This window comes from Kitasatospora sp. NPDC022785 (genome assembly GCF_055561295.1).
In genome coordinates this window covers 68,312-86,559 of the sequence record NZ_JBVHHB010000032.1, presented here as the reverse complement: position 1 = coordinate 86,559, position 18,248 = coordinate 68,312, and the positions used below count along the sequence as shown (strand labels likewise).

Genomic DNA, 18,248 nt, shown 5'->3' with positions numbered 1-18,248 from the left:
GACATTGTTCCCGCTAACGGAGGATGCGCCCGCAGGCCGCAGTGCGCCCCCGCCCGCGAACGATTGCGCCCCCTCTGGCAACGGGAGGTTCTCTGGAGCTTGACTGAGCGGACCGGGCGACGCAACAGGCCACCGGGACACCGTGACCGGACTGTCATGGATCGACAACGATCGGTTGCCACCCGTCACTGGCCGCTGCTCCCGGGATGGGGTTGACCCGCCGGCGCTCCGGCGGCGCCGGCATCCCTTTCAGCCAATTCGCACGGGTTCGCGACGGCGTCTGGCATTTGCCAGGTGCATAGGCGCGGCCGCTGGCACCATGCTCGGCATGCCCCTGCTCCTGCTCGACCTCGACAACACGCTGCTCCCCAGGGATGCCGCTTTCCGGGCCTGGGCTCAGGATTTTCTGGCCGAACGAGGGCTGCCGCCCGGCGACCTCGACTGGCTCGTCACCATCGACGGCGGCGGTTACGTGCCGCGCAGCACCGTACTGTCCGCCACGCAGCGCCGCTACGGGTTGGACGACTCCCTCGAATTCCTTCTCGCGCACTACCGACGTGGCATCAACTCCCATATCCACTGCCCGTCCAGGCACGTCGAAGCACTGCAGGCCGCGCGCGCGGCCGGGTGGACGCTCGGCATCGTGAGCAACGGCGGCACCCGGCCCCAGCTGGAGAAGATCCGCCGGACCGGGCTCGGTCCGATGGTCGACGGCTGGGTCATCTCTGAGGAGGCGGACTGCATCAAGCCGGACCCGCTGATCTTCGAGATTGCCGCGCAGCGCTGCGGCATCGCGCCCACCGGCAACTGGGCCGCGGAGACCTGGATGATCGGGGACCACGCCCCCGCCGACATCGCGGGGGCGGAGCTGACGGGGCTGCGCAGCGTCTGGCTGCACCACGGCCGCCCCTGGGCCGAACCGGGCTACCGGCCGACGCTCAAGGCGGCCGGCCTGCCGGAGGCCGTCGGGCTGGTCCTGTCCGCGCGCAGCGCGCCGGGGCCGCGGCCGGGGATCCGGGCGGGCGGGGCGGACCGCCGAAGGGCCGCGGGCGCGGCATCGGTGAGCCTCTGGTCCCGGAACGGGACTGTGGCGGCGCTGCCCGGGGCGCGGTCCGGCGCACAGTTCCCGCCGTCCGCCCCGGACGGCCCGCGCGCGCCTGTTCCCGTGCACGGACCGGACGGCGGCGCTCCGGGCGCGACGGCGGAGGTCGGTGTCCGAAACCGTTCCGGCGAATTTGCGGTCAGCGACGACGGTCGCTCCGCCGGCACCGGGCTGCCCGGCACAGCGGCCCGGTCGGCGACGGCGGACCCCTCGGGCACGGCGGACCCGTCGGGCAGGCGTTCGGACCGGTCCGGGCTCCATCCCGACCGCCCCGTCGCGACCGGCGCCCCTGCCACGAGCGTCGACGCCGCCACTGCCCAACCCGCCACTGTCCAACCGGCCGCCGAACTCCCCGCCTCCGGGCACGCCACCTCCGGCCACCCCGCTCGGACGAGGTTCGTCAAGCCGCAGGCGTGGTTCGGCCCGCGTCCGGCCGTGCCTGCGGTGGAAGCCACGGCGGTCTCGCCGTGACCCGGGACCTCCGTGGCCGGGGCTCCGGCCGGCAACCGCGGGAGCGCAGCTCGCCACCGGGCCGGACCGGCCGACCGGCCGCCTGACCGGCCCACCGGCCCACCGGCCCACCGGCGACCAGCCACCAGCCACCAGCCACCAGCCCGGCAACGTGCCGGCCGCCGAGCTGCCGACCCGTCGCACCCCCGCCCCGCCGACCCCGCCTCGCACCGCACCACCCCGCCACCCCGCCGGCCCGCCAGCCCGCCGGCCAAGGAGTCGCTACGCGTCCGAGGGGTCGGTGAGCGTCCACCAGTGGGTGCGGCCCCACTCGGTGAAGCCGAGCTTGCGGTACAGCGGTTCGCCGAGTTGGGTGGCGACCAGGGTGGCCGGGCGGTCGGGATGCGCGGCGGCCAGGGCGGTCTCCAGAACGGCGCGCGCCACGCCGCGAGAGCGGTGGTCGGGGAGCGTCGCAACCCAGTACACGCCGGTGGCCCGGCCGTCGTCGTAGGTGAGGCAGGCGCCGGCCGGTGCACCGTCGATGCGGCCGAGCCAGCCCCGGAGGCCCGGCTCCCGGAGGAGTTCCGCGGGCAGCATCCCGCCCCGGGTCCAGGGCTGGTGGGCCTCGATCGGGAAGCCCTCGACCACTGCGTGCTCGACCTCGGCGAAGCCGTCGGCGTCCAGCACCTCATCGACCGTCAGAGGGCCGCCGCCCTGGTCGCCGGAGCGCGGGAGCGAGCTGGGCAGCGGTGCGTCGAGCGGACCGGGTTCGCGGACCATCACGGCCATGCCCCGGCCGTGGCCGCAGCCGTGGCGCGTCATGTCCAGGCGGCCGTAAGGGTCCTCCAGGGTGAGCCGGACGGTGGACCACTCGCGCAGGAGGGCCGCCAACTCGTCTTCGAGCGGTGCGGAATCGCTGTAGGGGCGGGTGATCACGATGCGGTGGGCGTCGTCCGGCGAACGGTCGCAGCGGACGGCGGTGAACCGGGGGTCTATGAGTTGCTGCCAGCCGTGCGCACGGGCTTGGGCGAGCCAGAATGCGGCGGCGTTGTCGTTGGCCTGTTCGAGCCGGCTGATGTTGTCCACGCCTGGACGGTAGCGCGGGCCGCCGATCGTCGCTCTGCCGCCCCGGCACTGGCCGGATGAAGCCAGGGAGGCGCACGGTTCGACCAACGTGCGCCCTCCTGTGCACCGCCTATTTTCAGTCAATCTCACGCGGCTCCCCCGGCCTTGGGCAAAGTCGCAGCCCAGACCCGCCGGCCGGGCGCGCCGAAGCCGGACGCCCCAGGACCGGTCCCGCGACAACCAGCCACCGTTGCACCGGCCCCCTTCCCAGAAGGGTCGACGGGTGCCACGCTTCGTGATCGAATGCATCACGCCAAATTGCCATGTCGACATAGCGTCGGATGGTGAACTTGTCACAACGGCAACGGTCCACCCGATAGATTCGATCTTGGCTAGCAGTGCCGCACCACCACACCACACCACCGAGGGGGCTTGAGCGCCTTGAGCAGGGTGAGCAGGAGCGACGCGGGTCCTGACAGCGGCCAGGCCGTGGCCGGTATCACGGGTCGTTCCCCGAGAGCCACCGGCGCCTCGGCCATCGCTGCCAACCCCCGTTCCTCCAGCACCTCCAGCGCCGCCCCGTACCCCTCGTACACCTCTGCGGCCGCCTCCGCCCCTTCCGTACCAGCGGCCTCCGCGGCATCCGGTTCCACCGGAGCGCCGGGCTTTCCGGTGACCACGGAACAGGGTGGACGGACCGTCAGTCGATCGGCCGTCAATCCGTCTGCCGCTCACGGCGGCGGGCCGGTCGGCCACTCCGGGCAGTCGCTTCCCGGCCATCCTGGCGCTCCGGGCCACGGCCAGAACCACGGTCAGTACGGCGCCCCGAGTCACAGTCAGGGCGGCCAGGACACGGGGTTCCCCGTCTACTCCGGCGGCCCCGCGCCCGTCTCCCCGTCCACGGGCCTGACGCCCGGGGGCATGGCGGGCGGCGGCACGGCGCCCGGCGGCGCGGCCGGTCCGCTCGGACTGGGCGGGACGGGCCACGGCCCGGCCGGTCACGGCGTCGGCGGCGGACCAGGTGCGGCCGGCTCCTCGGCCGCCGTGATGGCCGCCGCGCCCCGGAAGCTGTCCGGCCGGCGCCGACGCGAGACCGTCGCCGTACTGATCTTCGGCGGCGCCCCGATCTTCGAGAGCTCGATCCCGCTCTCCGTCTTCGGCGTCGACCGCCAGGACGCCGGGGTCCCGCGCTACCGCCTGCTGGTCTGCGCCGGGGAGGAAGGGCCGCTCGCCACCACCGGCGGCCTCACGCTCTCCGCGCCGTACGGGCTGGAGGCGCTCGCCCGGGCGGGCACGATCGTGGTGCCGGCCTGGCGCTCGATCTCGCAGCCGCCGCCGGTCGAGGCGATCACCGCACTGCGCAAGGCGCACCACGAGGGTGCGCGGATCATCGGGCTCTGCACCGGCGCGTTCGTCCTCGCGGCCGCCGGCCTGCTGGACGGACGCCCGGCGACCACGCACTGGATGTACGCGCCGACCCTGGCCAAGCGCTACCCCCGGGTCCACGTCGACCCGCGCGAACTCTTCGTCGACGACGGTGACGTACTGACCTCGGCCGGCACCGCCGCCGGTATCGACCTCTGCCTGCACGTGGTGCGCAGCGACCACGGCGCCGAGGCGGCCAACGCGCTGGCCCGCCGGCTGGTGGTGCCCAGCCGGCGCAGCGGCGGCGGACAGGCCCAGTACATCGATCAGTCTTTACCGGAGGAGATCGGCAACGACCCGTTGGCCGAGGTGGTCACCTGGGCGCTGGAGAACCTCAACCAGCAGTTCGACGTCGAGGTACTTGCGGCCCGTGCCTACATGAGCCGCCGAACCTTCGACCGGCGGTTCCGGACGCTGACCGGCAGTGCCCCGCTGCAGTGGCTGATCACCCAGCGGGTGCTCCAGGCGCAGCGGCTGCTGGAGACCTCGGAGCTGTCCGTGGACGACGTCGCCCGCCGTTGCGGGTTCCGGTCGCCGGTGGCCCTGCGCGGGCACTTCCGGCGCCAGCTCGGGGTCTCGCCGGCCGCGTACCGGACCAGTTACCGGGCCCGTCGCCCTGGGCCGGCGTCGCCGACCCAGGCTCCGTCGCACCCGGGTGACCTCCGGCTGGCCGGGGCCGCACCGCAGTCGGCGGGAGCGCATGCCGCGGCTGCCGCTGCCGCCGCCGCGGGCGGGGCGCTGCTCGGACAGCCCGGGCAGCACGGTCCGGCGGGCCAGCCGTCCGCGCATCCGCTCGGGGCGGGCAACGCCGGGCACCCGGGCCAGCACGGTCCGCTGGGGCAGCACGGGCAGCCGTCCGCCCCGGGGTACCACGCGCGCGCCGCGCAGCCGTACCCGCACCAGCAGGCGTCGCACCCGTCGCACCCCGGCCAGCCGGTGGCCGGGCGCGGTCCGGGACGGCCGCCGCTGGTCCCGGCGCAGGCCGGGCCGGGGGCGGGCCGTCCGCCGCGCACGGCGGAGCACGCCGCAGCGGAGGACGGTCACCCGCAGCCGGGCGCCCGCGGTCAGGGGCAGGGGCATCGCAGTACGGCCGAGCGACCGTCGGACGAGGGCGGCGGGACCGGCGCCACCGGAGTCGGCTCCGGCGGCGCGGCCGGCAGCCGGGGTCATGGTTCGGCCGCCGGCCGGATGCCGGCGTCCTCGGCTTCGGGGACGCCGGAGGGCCGGGCCCGGCAGGGCCGCGCTCCGCAGGTCCGTCCGCAGGGCGGCCGCACCGGAGCCCCGGACGGCGTCCGGGAGCCGCGCGACCCGCGGACCGCCCGGGACGGCCACCAGGCGCACCCGGCCCACCCGGTGGACCAGGCCGACCAGGCCGACCAGGCCGCACCGGCCCGCGAGACGCACGAGCCGGACGGCCACGGCCAGGACGAGCACGCCGCGGAGGGCTGCGCCCCGGCGCCGCGCTCGGCTCCTCCGGTGCCCGCGGCGCGTGATCGCGCCGTAGGGTGAGTGGCGTGAATGACCGTTTGGTATGGATCGACTGTGAAATGACAGGCCTCGACCTCGACCGGGACGCCCTGGTCGAGGTCGCGGCACTGGTGACGGACTCCGAGCTGAACGTCCTCGGCGAGGGCGTGGACGTCATCATCCGCCCGCCCGCCGAGGCGCTGGCGAACATGCCCGAGGTGGTGCGCACCATGCACACCTCCTCCGGCCTGCTCGACGAACTGGAGCACGGCGTCACGCTCGCCGAGGCGGAGGCGCTGGTCCTCGCGTACGTCCGCGAGCACGCGCCGGAGGCCGGGCGGACGCCGCTCTGCGGGAACTCGGTGGCGACCGACCGCGGCTTCCTGGCCCGGGACATGCCGGCCCTGGAGGGTCACCTCCACTACCGGATCGTGGACGTCTCCTCGATCAAGGAGCTGGCCCGCCGCTGGTACCCGAGGGCGTACTACAACAGCCCGCAGAAGGGCGGTAACCACCGGGCGCTCGCCGACATCCGCGAGAGCATCGACGAACTGCGGTACTACCGCGAGGCGGTGTTCGTCCCGCAGCCCGGTCCGGACTCCGACACCGCGCGGGCGATCGCCGAGAAGTACCAGGCGCCGACGGACTGACCCTCCCGCCCGGGCCCGGCGGCGGCCTCGGTCCGGGGCCGCCGGGGGGCCGGGGAGGAGGCCTCCACCGCCCGGCCGAAACCCTGGCGCGAGCACCCTCTCGGATCCTGTAGAGTTCTTCCTGTCGGAACGGGAACGCGAAGAGCGGGAACGGACCGGACAGATGGTGGGTGTAGCTCAGTTGGTAGAGCACCTGGTTGTGGTCCAGGTGGCCGCGGGTTCGAGTCCCGTCACTCACCCCAGAGCCTGAGGGGCCGATCTCTTCAAGAGATCGGCCCCTCAGGCGTTTTCGCGTTCCCTCACATCACCCCCCACCCTCAGGACCCTTCGGTGTCCCGACGTCCCGGTCGGGCTCTCGGCAAGAGATCTGCCGACAGGTCTGCCGCCCGAAGCTACCTGCCAGTAACATTGCCGCCATGACCACACCTTCGATCGGCCAGCTGCTCGACTCCACCGTGCCGATGGCACACACCCTCAAGCTGGAGTACCTGGAGACGACGCCGGAGCGCGCCGTCCTCCGGCTGCCCGACCAGCCCGAGTACCACAACCACGTCGGCGGGCCGCACGCCGGCGCGATGTTCACGCTCGCCGAGTCCGCGAGCGGCTGCATCGTGCTGGGCGCCTTCGGTGACCAGCTCTCGCGCGCGGTGCCGCTCGCGGTCAGCGCCGAGATCGCGTACAAGAAGCTGGCCATGGGCGCCGTCACCGCCACCGCGGTGCTGGGCCGTCCGGCCGCCGACATCGTCGCCGAGCTGGACAAGGGCGAGCGGCCGGAGTTCCCCGTCACCGTCGAGATCACCCGCGCCGACGGCGCTGTGACGGGCGTCATGACCGTCATCTGGACCCTGCGCCCCAACTCCTGACCGCCACGCGGGCAACCGGCCCCGGGCATCGGGGTCGGCGGGTCGGCGGGTCGGCATCCGGGATGATGACTGTCCGTGACGGCGGGCGTGACCTCACGGCCCGTCCGCTCGTTCTCGATTCACGTGCGAGCCAATCACGCGAGCAAGGCCCTGGAACCCGCCCGACGCGCCGTCGGCGGCGCACGGCGCGCGGGCGGCCGGTGGCTGCCCCGGCCGCGTGCCGTCGCAGCGGGCGGGGCGCTCCTCGCTCAGGTCTGGGGGCTGGGGGCGCCCGGTGCGTACGCGGCGACGACCGATCCGCTGCCCGGCCCGGTGAGCCGCACGGTCGGGCGGGCGCTGGGCGACGGGCAGAGCACGGACGGGCGGAGCACGGACAGGCAGAACGCGGACGGGCGGACCGCCGGGGCGCAGGCCGCCCCCGGGCAGGCCACCGACGGAGAGTCAGCCGGACGTACCGCAGGAACGGGCCGGGGGGCCGGCGACTCGCCCGCACCGGGCCCGGCGGCGCACGAGGGACAGCCGCGGCACTCCCCCGGCCAGGCCTCCTCGCCGGGACTGCTCGGCCAGCTCGCCGACGCGACCGGCGCCGTCCCCGCGCCCGCACCCGTCCCCGGCCTGGACGCGGCCACCGCACCGGTCGGCAGCGCGCTCCAGGACCGGATCAGGGCGGGCGACCTGCCACTGCCGGGCCAGCGGGCCTCCGTCCCGGACGCGTTCGCGATCGCCTCCGGGCTGCTCGGGACCGCCCCCGCACAGGATCCCACCACGTCGGCACGCGCCTCCCGGACCACCGACAGCGACTCCGCCGAAGCCTCGGCGACGGCCGACCCGTCCGGGACCGCCACGGCACGGCCCGTCCCGCCCACCGCCGGGCAGCACGGACCGGCCGCTCCGCCACCCGCGCCCGAGGACGCCGGCCTGCGGGTCCGGAGCGGCGGACAACCCGGCGACGCCGAGGGCACCCTGGCCAGCGCGCCGGGCCGGGCCGCCCCGCACGAGGACCTCGCGCTGACCGGCGCGCTCGCCGCTCCGGCCGGCCACGGGCTCGCGGGCACCGGGACGGCCGTCCTCGCGCCGATCGCGGCGGGGCTGCTGCTCACCGGGGCCGCGATGTGCAAGCACCGGGGCCTGCCACGCGGCCACTGAGGCCGCCGAGGTCACTGAGGTCACTGAGGCTCTTCCGCCGCTTGGACGCCGATGCCCGGGCCCCCGGCGCCGGCCACCGGCCCACCGGGGGCCGTCAGTCCGCGGCGGTGATCTCCAGGGCGAGCAGCGGCAGTTCGCGGCCCGGTATCGACTCGGACGGGGTGGTACCGATCCGAGTGGCCCCCATGGCGAGGTAGAACGGCTCGGCGTACGGGTCGGCGTCGATGGTGAGCCGACGGAAGCCGAGGGCCGTGGCCTGCGCCCGCAGGTGCTCGACCAGGCGCCGACCGACGCCCCGGCCGATGCTGTCGGGCTCGACGAAGAGCATGCCCAACTCACCCTGCGGGGGCGCCCCGACGAGGGTGATGAAGCCCAGCACCCGGCCGCCGTCCTCGGCCACCGCCGTCCGGCGCCGCTCGATCCCGGCGGCGTCCAGGGTCAGCTCCTCCCGGCAGGCCTCCAGGAACGCCTCGTCGTAGCCCCAGTACGCCTTGGACCGCAGGGCGAGCGCGCTGAGCTGCTCCGCCTCGTCCGGCCGGGCCGGTCTGATCCGCACGCCACACCCCTCCCGCCTGCTCCGTCCGTCCGGATTCCGGACGGACGGAAGCCATTCTCGGCATCCGCCCGTCGCGCACCAAACGATTTACCGGGCGCACGGCGGGCGCCGGACGTCAGGTGGACGTGCGCCCGGCCGAGCCTGCCCGCCCGGGGCAGGCGGCCGTGCCGCGCCCAGGGTGTAGCCGGTCGGGCGGAGCTCAGTGGAAGACCTCCGGCGGCGGGGCCGGGGAGGGTGCTGCGGTGGCGTCGGTGGCGGGGACGGCGCCGGCGGCGAAATCGGCCAGGGCCCGGCCGTGTTCGACCCGGCCGAGGGCGGCGTCGGAGGCCACCTTGCGGCCCAGTTCGGCGAGCGGGAGCGGGGCGTGGGCGGCGGCCAGGATCAGGTTGCCGAATCGCTTGCCGCGCAGCACCGCCGGATCGGCGACCAGGCAGATTTCGGGGAAGACCGCGCCGAGGGTGGCGATCTGCGAACGGGCGAACGGCAGCGCCGAACCGTCGGCGATGTTCACCGCATACCAGCCGCCGGGGGCCAGGGCCCTGGCGGCCAACGTGGTGAACTCGACGGTCGTGCAGTGCGCCGGCACTCGGGCCCCGGAGAAGACGTCGGCGATCACCAGGTCGACGGTGCCCTCCGGGGTCCGCTCCAGGACGCTGCGGGCATCCGAGCCGCGCACCTTGATCTGCCAGCCGCGCTCCAACGGGAGTTCGGCACGGACGAGTTCGGTGAGCGCGGTGTCGATCTCGGCGACCTGCTGGCGGGAGCGCGGGCGGGTGGCCGCGACGTAGCGTGCCAGCGTGAGGGCGCCGCCGCCGAGGTGCAGGACGGTCAGCGGACGACCGGACGGGGCGACCAGGTCGATCAGGTGGCCGAGCCGGCGCTGGTACTCGAAGCCCAGATGGGTCGGGTCGGCGAGGTCGACCATGGACTGCGGGGCGCCGTCGATCAGCAACGACCAGGCGGAGGGGCGGTCGCGGTCGGGGCGGAGTTCGGCGAGCCCGGAGTCGACGGGGCGGGTGAGCGGGCCCTGGGCATGCGTCCGGCCACCGGGGCCGGTGGCCGCCGGCTCCGGCTCCGCCGCCGTACGGCCCCTGTCGGTGCTGCGGCCGGCTCTGCTGCTTCGTCCCATACCGGCCATTATCGCCGGGCCGGCGGAGGGCTCCGCAGCTCGGCGGGGGTGGGGGAGGCCGGGGGCTCGGCGGCCGGTGTCAGAACGGGCCGAGGCCGCCGGCGGTCAGTGTGCAGGCCGCCTCGCAGAGGGCCGACCGCAGGACCCAGGCGTCGGTGGGGCGGACAACGGGGTCGGGGCCCGCCGGGGGCATCACCCAGCGCGGGTCGGCGGCGGGAACGAGCAGGGCGCCCGCCGTACAGGAGCTGCCGGGCAGGTGCCACGTCTCCGCGGTGCCGGCGGGGACGAAGAAGGAGACGGCGCTGCCGTTGCGACTCTGCAGCACCGCGCCGCAGGCCCGGCGCAGCCGCAGGATGTCGACCGCCTCCAGGCCGTGCCGCAGGGCGACCGTTACGGTGTCGCAGCCGGTGACGACCACGCCGTCGCCGTTCGTGGCGAGGCGGCGGAGCGGCCCGCCGCCGCACGGGCCGCGGCCGCCCTCGACGGGCCCGCGGCCCTGACCGCGGTCGTCGGCCGGTTCGGGCAGCAGGGCGGGGGCGGCGGCGAGCACTCCTCCGGCGACCAGGCGGTGGTACTGCGGTACTCCGGTGGCCATCATGGGCCCTCCTGTCACCTCGTCCGATCGGAAGCGCCGCCGCCCGGCGAGTGGGGGGCCGCCGCTGCGGGCGGCGGGCCGGAGCGGTGGCCGGGGCTTCCTCGTACCAGGACAACGGTGAGGGCGCGTTCCAGGCCACGGGGCGCCTTACAGCAAGGCATGGCATTTCATGGCAGATCCCGGCAAGAGCGACCGATTTGACCGCAATTGACCACACATCAGCCGCAAACACGCTGTGGCCAATCGGTGACTCCCGGTACTGTCGGTTGCGTGCCCGGTGGTCCATCCGGCCCCACCGGGCCCACCCGAAACCCGGGCCGGGCCCACACGCACCCCAGGCCCGCCGGCGCCGCACCCCTCGGCCCGCCCACGGCCGAACACCCTGCCCCCGACCCCCCGGCATCCACAAGGCGAAATCCCCGGCCGAACCCGCCGAACCCCGCCGAACCCGCCCGGTCCCACCGCAGTCCCCAGCCGAGCCGAGTCCACCGTCCGCAGGATCGACACCCAGCACGACCACCCCAGTACGACCACGGAGCGCACCATGGCAGCCACCCCACCGGCCGAGCCGAACCGCCCGTCACCCAACACCGTGATGCGCGCGCTGCGCGGCGACCGTTCGCCGGGCGAGTTCGCCATGGCCGTGCGCCGGGCCGCCCGCGAGATCGGCGAGCACGTCTCCTGCGACGCCCGCTACGTCGGACGGGTCGAGTCCGGCGAGATCCGTTGTCCCAACTACGCGTACGAGCGGGTCTTCCGCCACATGTGGCCGGACCGCTCGCTGACCGAACTCGGGTTCTCCCCCCGCACCGCCGTCCGCCGCCGCTCAGCGGACGGCGGCGGGGAACCCGTGCCACCCCCGCTCCACCCGCAGTTCCCGCCCCTGCCCGCCCCGCGCTCGCCGCTCTCCACCCAACTCCCGTACGCTGCCTCGCCGTATGCGGAACCACCCCCACCGGACGGGCCCCTGCTGTCGAGGCCCGCAGCGCCGCCTCGGGGGCCCGCTGGACCGCACCATTTCGACGAGGAGAACGACGACGTGCGTCGCCGTACGTTCCTGGCCGGCGGCTCCGCCGCGCTGGCCACCGTGATCGGCATCGACCCGCCGGCCGAAGCCGCCACCGCCCCACCCGCCCACACGGTGTCCTTCCCGGCCGCACCCGGCGCCGGGAAGAGCCCCGCCGGCGCGTTCATCCCGGCCCAACCGCGGCCCGGGGCGGGCCGGTTCGACACCGGCCCCGCCCTGTTCGACCCCGGGTCCGCCTTCGTGCCCGGCCGGCCCGGGCCGGTCCCGCCGCCGCGCAAGGTCGGTGCGGCCGAGGTGCTCGGCGTCGAGCAGGCCGTCCGGGAGATCCGGCTGGCCGACGACGCCCACGGCGCCGACGCCCTGTACGAACGGGCCGGGCAGTCGCTGCGGACCGCGTACGTGCTGCTCAACGAGGGCGACTACAGCGCCGAGACGGAGCGAAGACTCCAGGCCGGCGCGGGCGAACTGGCCATCTCGGTCGGCTGGTTGGCGCACGACTCGAACCGGCTGGCGGACGCCCGCTCGCTCTACGCCGAGGCGCTCGCCACCGCCCGGATGGCGGGGGACGCCGCCCTGGAGGCGCACGTCTTCTGCAACAGCGCCTTCCTCGCCCGGGACGCCGGCCGTCCGCGCGAGGCGCTGCGCGCCGCCCAGGCCGGGCAGGCCGCCGCCCGGAACCTGGACTCCGACCGGCTGCTCTCCCTGCTCGCCATGCGCGAGGCCGGCGGCTGGGCGCTGCTGCAGGATCGGTCCGGCTGCGAACGGGCGCTCGCCCGGGCGTACCGGCTGTTCGACCGCGGCCCCTCGGAGGCCGACCCGGAGTGGATGTCCTTCTTCGGCGAGGCCGAGATCGCCGGGCTGCAGTCCCAGTGCTGGTCCGCCCTCGGCGACTGGGACCGCGCCAGCGAGCAGGCCGGGCTGGCCATAACGCTCCAGGAGCCGCACTTCGTACGCAACCGCGTGCTGTACACCGCCGAACTCGCCCACGACCGGCTCGGCCGGGGGGACTTGGCCGGTGCGGCCCACCACGGCACGGCCGCCGTGGCGCTGTTCGGCGAGGTCCGCTCGGCGCGGATCAGGAGCATGCTTGCGGACACCGCCGACCGGTTGCGCCCGCACCGGGGCGTCCCGGAGGTCGGCCGGTTCCTGGTCGACTACGACCTGGCGGCGGCGGCCTGAGCCCGCCCGTCCGGGCGGGACCGCCCAGCCCCAGCGCCGTCCGGACCGGGAACGCCCGGACCAGGAACGCCCTGGGCCTTCCCCGGCGAGTCGTCGGGGAAGGTCCAGGGCGTCAGTGGTGCAGCGGCCGTGGATCAGGCCGAGGCGCTCCATGCCTCGGGCCCTTCAGACCTCAGTGCTTCAGGCCCTCCAGGTGGCCGAGGTCGTTCCAGACCTCGACCGCCGGCGCACCGTACTCCCACGAGAGGACGCAGAGCGCGGCCGTGCCGAGCTTGAAGCGCTGGGCGTACTCGGGCGGCAGGCCGAGCCAGCGGGCGGTCAGGATGCGCAGCAGGTGGCCGTGGGCGAAGAGCACCACGTCGCGGTCGGCGCAGTGCATGACGGTGGTGTCCGCTTCGGGCACACCGTGCTCGTCGTTGAGGTCGGCGAGGAAGGCGTCCACGCGGGCGGCCACGTCGGTCAGCTTCTCGCCGCCGGGCACGCCGTCCCGCCAGATCAGCCAGCCGGGGTGGTCGGTGGCGCGGATGTCCTGGCCGGTCCGGCCCTCGTACTGGCCGTAGTCCCACTCCAGCAGTTCCGGCCGGTCCACGGCGCGGTCGCCGAAGCCGGCCAGGGCGCAGGTCTCCTTGGCCCGGTCGAGCGGGCTGGTGTAGACGAGGGCGTCCGGCAGGCCGTTCCAGGGCGCCTTGGCGAGGCGGGTACCGAGGGCCCGGGCCATCGCGCGGCCCTCCTCGGTCAGCGGGATGTCGGTTCGGCCGGTGTGACGGCCGGTGGCCGACCACTCGGTCTCGCCGTGGCGGACCAGCACGATTCGGGCGGGCATGGAGGCTCCTCGCAGCGGGGCGGCGGCAACGGTCGGTCTCACCATTGAGCACCGGGCTCCATGATCCCTCACCCGTGCGCCGCCCACGATCCCGGGCCGCCCACGATCCCGGGCCGCCCACGGTCCCGGGCCGTCCACGATCCCGGGCCGTCCATGATCCCGGGGTGGTGCCACTCCGGGCCGGATGCCACCCCGGACACCACCTCGCCGGCCGGCCGTCAGCGACCCGCCTGCGCTCACCAGCACCCACCAGCGTGCCGCGAGCGCACCACCGCTGCCGTCCCGATACCGCCCGGAATCGTCACGCATGGCCGCGGATGGCCCGGGCCGGACCGGATTGTCGGACCCTGATGCGACACTGGGCCGCACCATGAACGTCTCGACGAACGTCCCGCCCAGCGGGCACTCTGAGCCGCTCGCCCAGCGGCTCGCCGAGCTGCGCGGTCCGGCGCCACAGCGCAGCCTGACCGCCCGCGCCCTCGCCGCGCTCGCCGCCAATCCGGGCTGTCAGCGCCGCGCGGTGCTCGACGCCGCCGGGGTCGACAAGTCGGCCCTGGCCGCCCGGCTCGGTCGCCCCGCACCGTTCGGGCAGTCGCCGTTCGCCATCGCGCGCGGCGTGATCTTCGAGTCCCGGTTGAAGGAGGACGGCTACGCGGCCCTCCTGGAGCCGCTCCGCCGCCATCTCGGTCTCCCGGTGGAGGGCGGCGCCCCGCTCACCGTGCCCGACCTGCTGCGCCGCTCCGGCCCGGCGGTCCGGGCCGAGCGTACGGCGGCCGCGCTGGCCGAGGCGGCCGCCGCCCCGGAGGCCTGGACGCTGCTGGACCACCCGCTGCTCCGGCTCGACGTGGCGGGCAGCACCGCCTACCTGGAGCCGGACGCCGTCGTGGTGCACGGCGGGCGGTGCACCGTGGTCGAGATCAAGTCGTTCCCGGTGCTCGACGGCAGCGCGGACCCGGCCAAGGTCGGTGCCGCCGCCCGTCAGGCCGCCGTCTACGTGCTGGCGCTCCAGGAGACGGCCGCCGCGCTGGCCGGCCGCCCGGTGGACGCGGACCCGTACGCCGAGCAGCGGCTGCCCGGCAGCCCGTGGCTGAGCGTGCTGCTGGTCTGTCCGAAGGACTTCAGCAACCGGCCGACCGCCGTCCCGGTGGACATCCGCCGCGAGCTGGCCACCACCCGCCGCCAGCTGAGCCGGATGACCGGCATCGGCCGGCTGCTGGACGCGCTGCCGCCGGGCGTCGGCTTCGACCTCGCGCCCGGCGAGGACGGCGTGCCCGCCCGTTCCGGTGAGGAGCTGGCCACGTCGGTCGAGGCGGTGCCCGCCGCGTACAGCCCGGACTGCCTCTCCGCCTGCGAGCTGGGCTTCCACTGCCGCTCGGAGGCGCGCTGCGGGGACCGGGTCGAGCAGCTGGGCCGGGGGGTTCGCGGTGAACTGGGCACCATCCGGACGGTGACCGCGGCACTGGCCGCCGCCGAGGGCACGGCCGGCACCAGCCGTGGCACCGGTCACGGCAGCGACCACAGCACCGGAGCCGACGGAGCCGACGCGAACGACGCCGGAGCCGACGAGGCCGCGGCCCGGCTGGCCTACGCCGCCGCGCTCCGTGCCGAGGCCCTGGGGCGCAGCACCGCCCCGGCGACGCCGGCCGCGCCGACCGGGCCGGCAGCACCTCCCGGTGCGGCCATGGCCCTCACCCCGGCCGCACCCGGAGGTGCCGGATGAGCCTGCTCGGCACCCTCGCCCGGCTGGAGGCCGTCCGCAGCGGCCGGGCCGAGCCCCTGGCCACCGTCCGCCACCGGCACCTCTCCGAACGTCCGATGGTGCTCGTCCCGCTGACCGCCGCGGGCGAGGCGGGCGCTCCGCTGGCCGTGATGCTCGGCACCGACCGGTCCGCGCCCCGGCTGCACTTCGTCCCGCAGCCGCTCAACCGCACGCTGCGCTTCGACTACCTGGCCGAGGTGGCCGCGGACCTGCTGCCCTACCTGGAGTCCTTCGCCGCCGGGGTGGAGCAGATCGAGGGTTCCGAGAAGGACCCGGAGACCGGCGAGAAGACGCAGGTCTTCCGCGAGCTGTGCACCGACGCGCCGCAGCTGATCGTGCCGAACAGCGCGGGCGTGCACCACCTGTCCCTGATCGGCCGCTCCACCCGGTTCCGCCGCACGATCGAGGACGACGAGCCGGGCCCGTACCCGGCGCCGGCCCGGGTGCCGCTGCTCGGCCGCTGGCTGACCCACCTCACCGATCGGGCCCAGGTGCCCGGCTCCAGCCTGCTGCTGCCGATGACCGGTCTGCTCGCCCGGCACTGGGCGACCGGACAGAGCCACCTGGAGGACCAGCACCTGGCCGCCCGGCTGGCCTGGCACGCGCCACCGCCCGGCCTGTCCGGCGCCGAGGCCGCCGAGCTGGCCGAGTCCGCCCGGGACGACCACGGCCGGCTGCTCCACCCGCCGGCCGGTCCGGCCACCGACCCGCGCTTCGACGAGCTGGTGCTGGGCCCGGCGATCGCCCGCTACGACACCGCCGCCGCAACCCTGCTGCACGATGCCGAAGGGCGGAGCGCTGCGGCCGCCGAGCAGGCCAGGGCCGCCGTCCGCACGGCCGTCGAGCAGCTGCGCACGGTGCTGGAGCAGGTGCTGCTGCCCACCTGGCACGACGTCTGGACCGGCCTGGACCTGCTCCGCACGCTGCCACCCGCCGGGCACCTGGAGGAGCGGTGGACGGGCGACCGCTGGTCCTACACCGGCCACCGGGACCGGCTGGCGGCCGGCGAGCCGCCGCAGCCCCGGCAGGACGACGCCGTGACGGCGGCCCGGAAGCTGGCGCAGCGCGAGCGCGAGCAGGCCCGGCTGGACGTCCAGGAGGCACTGGACGACCCGCTGGCGATGGCCGAGCACCGGCTGGCCGGCGAGGCGTTCTCGGGCGTGGTGACGGAGGTGGTGCCGGACTACGACACGTCGGGCCGCTCGCCGAAGCCGCGCCCCCTGGTGACGGTCCGCACCACCGACCGGCCGCACGCCGACCTCGGCCGGGAGGCGCACCGCGTCCACGGGCCGAGCGCGCAGAAGGCGGTGATCGCGGCCGTCGACGAGGCCGAGGGCACCGTCACGCTGCGAGTGCTCTCCGGGATGGGCCGCAAGAAGGAGCCCGAGCCGGGGAGCCTGCCCGAGCCGGGCGAGCGGATCACCTTCACGCTCTTCGAGCTGACGGTCCGCCAGTCCGCGCCGTTGCCCGAGCCGGACGACACCCCGTGGACGCACGGCGGCCCGCCCGGCACCGCCGCGCCCGCCGTCGCGCCGCCCACCGCGCCGGCGGCCGGTCCGGCCGCGGCCACGGCGGCCGCCGGCGCGTCCGCAGTCTTCGAAGAGTGGGAGTGATCCGGCAGATGAGCAGCGAGCAGGCCCCCGGCGCGGCGGCCGACGCGGCGGTGGCCCGGATCCTGGAGGCCACCGTCCGCCCGGTCGTCGGCGCCCCGCGCGGCGTGGTGGTGGACTCCCCGCCCGGCGCCGGCAAGTCGACCCTGGTGGTGCGTGCCGCCCGGGAGCTGGTCGGGGCCGGCGAGCGGCTGATGATCGTGGCCCAGACCAACGGCCAGGTGGACGACCTGGTGGGCCGACTGGCCGAGAAGGCACCGGATCTGACGATCGGACGCCTGCACGCAGCCGACTCCCGCCCCGGGCCCGAGGTGCTGCGTCACGCCAATGTGACGCCCTCGGACAAGGTGGCCGACCTCGCCGAGCTCGACGTGGTGATCTCGACCGCGGCGAAGTGGCAGTGGGTGAGGGCCGAGGCGCCGTGGCGGCACGCGATCGTCGACGAGGCGTACCAGATGCGATCGGACGCGCTGCTCGCGGTGGCCCGGCTGTTCGAGCGGGCCCTGTTCGTCGGGGATCCGGGCCAGCTGGACCCGTTCACAGTGGTCGGCACCGAGCAGTGGTCGGGTCTGTCGTACGACCCGTCGAGCAGTGCGGTCGTGACGTTGCTGGCGCACAACCCGCAGATCGAGCCGCACCGGCTGCCGGTCTCCTGGCGGCTGCCGGCCAGTGCGGCACCGCTGATCTCCGGCGCGTTCTACCCGTACACGCCGTTCCGCTCCGGCACCGGGCCGCAGGAGCGCCGGCTCACCGCCGCGGTGCGGCCGGACGGTACGGCCCTGGACGCAGCGATCGACCGGGCGGCCGAGCACGGCTGGGCGCTGCTGGAGCTGCCCGCCCGCCACACCGTCCGGACCGATCCGCAGGCCGTGGCCGCGGTGGCCGCCACCGTGCGGCGGCTGCTGGAGCGCGGGCTGACGGCGCACTCCGAGCAGGGGTCCGCGCCCCTCACGCCGAGCCGGATCGCGGTCGGAACGGCGCACCGGGACCAGGCGGCGGCGGTCCGGGCAGCGCTGGTCAAGGCCGGGGTCCCGGTCGATCCGACCGCAGGGCAGGCCGTGACGGTGGACACCGCCAACCGGCTGCAGGGGCGCGAGTACGACGTCACGGTGGTGCTGCACCCGCTCTCCGGGCGGCCGGACGCGACCGCCTTCCACCTGGAGACCGGCCGGCTCTGCGTGCTCGCCTCCCGGCACCGGCACGCCTGCATCGTGGTGGCCCGGGCCGGGATCGCAGAGCTGCTGGACGAGCATCCGTCCACCGAGCCGGTGCAGTTGGGCGTCTCGGTCAAGTTCCCCGACGGCTGGGAGGCCAATCACCAGGTGCTGCACCACCTCGCCGGGCACCGCGTCCGGCTGTGAGGCGGCCGGCGCGGCCACGCCTGCGGTCCAGTGCCGGGACA

Annotated in this window: 13 protein-coding genes, 1 tRNA gene and 1 pseudogene; 10 read left to right on the top strand and 5 right to left on the bottom strand. The window is 75.5% G+C overall.

Going from position 1 to position 18,248, the window contains the following annotated elements; genetic code table 11:
• Nucleotides 1-142: 142 nt before the first annotated feature.
• Nucleotides 143-1,573: an HAD family hydrolase gene (locus ACZ3YO_RS35000; RefSeq protein WP_465577631.1), complete on the top strand. Its 1,431-nt coding sequence runs from the start codon at nucleotides 143-145 to the stop codon at nucleotides 1,571-1,573.
• Nucleotides 1,574-1,834: 261 nt separating this feature from the next.
• Here the strand turns inward: ACZ3YO_RS35000 and ACZ3YO_RS34995 are convergent, their stop codons facing one another.
• On the bottom strand, nucleotides 1,835-2,638 hold the full coding sequence (locus tag ACZ3YO_RS34995; RefSeq protein WP_465577629.1) for a GNAT family N-acetyltransferase: 804 nt from the start codon (nucleotides 2,636-2,638) through the stop codon (nucleotides 1,835-1,837).
• A gap of 1,026 nt (nucleotides 2,639-3,664) precedes the next feature.
• On the opposite strand from ACZ3YO_RS34995, the pseudogene ACZ3YO_RS34990 reads away from it, so the two are divergent.
• The 5 genes and pseudogenes from ACZ3YO_RS34990 to ACZ3YO_RS34970 all read left to right on the top strand — a co-directional run.
• A pseudogene (locus ACZ3YO_RS34990) lies at nucleotides 3,665-4,664 on the top strand (helix-turn-helix domain-containing protein); the annotation flags it as partial.
• An 892-nt stretch (nucleotides 4,665-5,556) separates the two neighbouring features.
• Nucleotides 5,557-6,159, top strand: coding sequence for an oligoribonuclease (gene orn / locus ACZ3YO_RS34985; protein WP_396322622.1), 603 nt, complete (start codon nucleotides 5,557-5,559; stop codon nucleotides 6,157-6,159).
• A 166-nt stretch (nucleotides 6,160-6,325) separates the two neighbouring features.
• Nucleotides 6,326-6,401 (top strand) — tRNA-His (locus ACZ3YO_RS34980).
• 174 nt (nucleotides 6,402-6,575) lie between these two features.
• Nucleotides 6,576-7,022 (top strand): DUF4442 domain-containing protein, encoded by a 447-nt coding sequence (locus tag ACZ3YO_RS34975; protein WP_465551477.1) that lies wholly within the window; start codon nucleotides 6,576-6,578, stop codon nucleotides 7,020-7,022.
• A gap of 123 nt (nucleotides 7,023-7,145) precedes the next feature.
• Nucleotides 7,146-8,168 (top strand): hypothetical protein, encoded by a 1,023-nt coding sequence (locus ACZ3YO_RS34970; RefSeq protein ID WP_465577626.1) that lies wholly within the window; start codon nucleotides 7,146-7,148, stop codon nucleotides 8,166-8,168.
• Between the two features lie 94 nt (nucleotides 8,169-8,262).
• Here ACZ3YO_RS34970 and ACZ3YO_RS34965 read toward each other — a convergent pair whose 3' ends face one another.
• From ACZ3YO_RS34965 to ACZ3YO_RS34955, 3 genes are all read right to left on the bottom strand, one after another.
• Nucleotides 8,263-8,724: a GNAT family N-acetyltransferase gene (locus tag ACZ3YO_RS34965; protein ID WP_465577624.1), complete on the bottom strand. Its 462-nt coding sequence runs from the start codon at nucleotides 8,722-8,724 to the stop codon at nucleotides 8,263-8,265.
• Between the two features lie 199 nt (nucleotides 8,725-8,923).
• On the bottom strand, nucleotides 8,924-9,853 hold the full coding sequence (locus ACZ3YO_RS34960) for a spermidine synthase (protein ID WP_465577622.1): 930 nt from the start codon (nucleotides 9,851-9,853) through the stop codon (nucleotides 8,924-8,926).
• 79 nt (nucleotides 9,854-9,932) lie between these two features.
• Nucleotides 9,933-10,451, bottom strand: a complete 519-nt coding sequence (locus ACZ3YO_RS34955; RefSeq protein WP_465577620.1) for a hypothetical protein — start codon at nucleotides 10,449-10,451, stop codon at nucleotides 9,933-9,935.
• Between the two features lie 541 nt (nucleotides 10,452-10,992).
• Between ACZ3YO_RS34955 and ACZ3YO_RS34950 the strand changes: the two genes are divergently transcribed.
• Nucleotides 10,993-12,654: a tetratricopeptide repeat protein gene (locus ACZ3YO_RS34950; protein ID WP_465577618.1), complete on the top strand. Its 1,662-nt coding sequence runs from the start codon at nucleotides 10,993-10,995 to the stop codon at nucleotides 12,652-12,654.
• Nucleotides 12,655-12,826: 172 nt separating this feature from the next.
• Here the strand turns inward: ACZ3YO_RS34950 and ACZ3YO_RS34945 are convergent, their stop codons facing one another.
• A complete protein-coding gene (locus tag ACZ3YO_RS34945; RefSeq protein WP_465577616.1) occupies nucleotides 12,827-13,477 on the bottom strand; it encodes a histidine phosphatase family protein in 651 nt (216 codons plus the stop codon).
• 370 nt (nucleotides 13,478-13,847) lie between these two features.
• On the opposite strand from ACZ3YO_RS34945, the gene ACZ3YO_RS34940 reads away from it, so the two are divergent.
• Genes ACZ3YO_RS34940 through ACZ3YO_RS34930 form a run of 3 tightly spaced genes read left to right on the top strand, consistent with a single transcriptional unit; the run spans nucleotide 13,848 to nucleotide 18,207 of the window.
• On the top strand, nucleotides 13,848-15,197 hold the full coding sequence (locus ACZ3YO_RS34940; protein WP_465577614.1) for a hypothetical protein: 1,350 nt from the start codon (nucleotides 13,848-13,850) through the stop codon (nucleotides 15,195-15,197).
• The gene (locus tag ACZ3YO_RS34935; RefSeq protein WP_465577612.1) at nucleotides 15,194-16,849 is read left to right on the top strand and encodes a hypothetical protein; all 1,656 of its coding nucleotides are present in this window, start codon (nucleotides 15,194-15,196) and stop codon (nucleotides 16,847-16,849) included. The genes ACZ3YO_RS34940 and ACZ3YO_RS34935 overlap by 4 nt, the downstream gene beginning before the upstream one ends.
• Before the next feature lie 8 nt (nucleotides 16,850-16,857).
• Nucleotides 16,858-18,207, top strand: a complete 1,350-nt coding sequence (locus ACZ3YO_RS34930; RefSeq protein WP_465577610.1) for an AAA domain-containing protein — start codon at nucleotides 16,858-16,860, stop codon at nucleotides 18,205-18,207.
• Nucleotides 18,208-18,248: the final 41 nt, after the last annotated feature.

Bases quoted from the DNA above. Each gene is read 5' to 3' on its own strand.
- ACZ3YO_RS34940 (WP_465577614.1), top strand. From the start codon at position 13,848: ATGAACGTCTCGACGAACGTCCCGCCCAGCGGGCACTCTGAGCCGCTC.
- ACZ3YO_RS34945 (WP_465577616.1), bottom strand. From the start codon at position 13,477: ATGCCCGCCCGAATCGTGCTGGTCCGCCACGGCGAGACCGAGTGGTCG.
- ACZ3YO_RS34935 (WP_465577612.1), top strand. From the start codon at position 15,194: ATGAGCCTGCTCGGCACCCTCGCCCGGCTGGAGGCCGTCCGCAGCGGC.
- ACZ3YO_RS34975 (WP_465551477.1), top strand. From the start codon at position 6,576: ATGACCACACCTTCGATCGGCCAGCTGCTCGACTCCACCGTGCCGATG.
- ACZ3YO_RS34950 (WP_465577618.1), top strand. From the start codon at position 10,993: ATGGCAGCCACCCCACCGGCCGAGCCGAACCGCCCGTCACCCAACACC.
- ACZ3YO_RS34930 (WP_465577610.1), top strand. From the start codon at position 16,858: ATGAGCAGCGAGCAGGCCCCCGGCGCGGCGGCCGACGCGGCGGTGGCC.
- ACZ3YO_RS34955 (WP_465577620.1), bottom strand. From the start codon at position 10,451: ATGATGGCCACCGGAGTACCGCAGTACCACCGCCTGGTCGCCGGAGGA.
- ACZ3YO_RS34960 (WP_465577622.1), bottom strand. From the start codon at position 9,853: ATGGGACGAAGCAGCAGAGCCGGCCGCAGCACCGACAGGGGCCGTACG.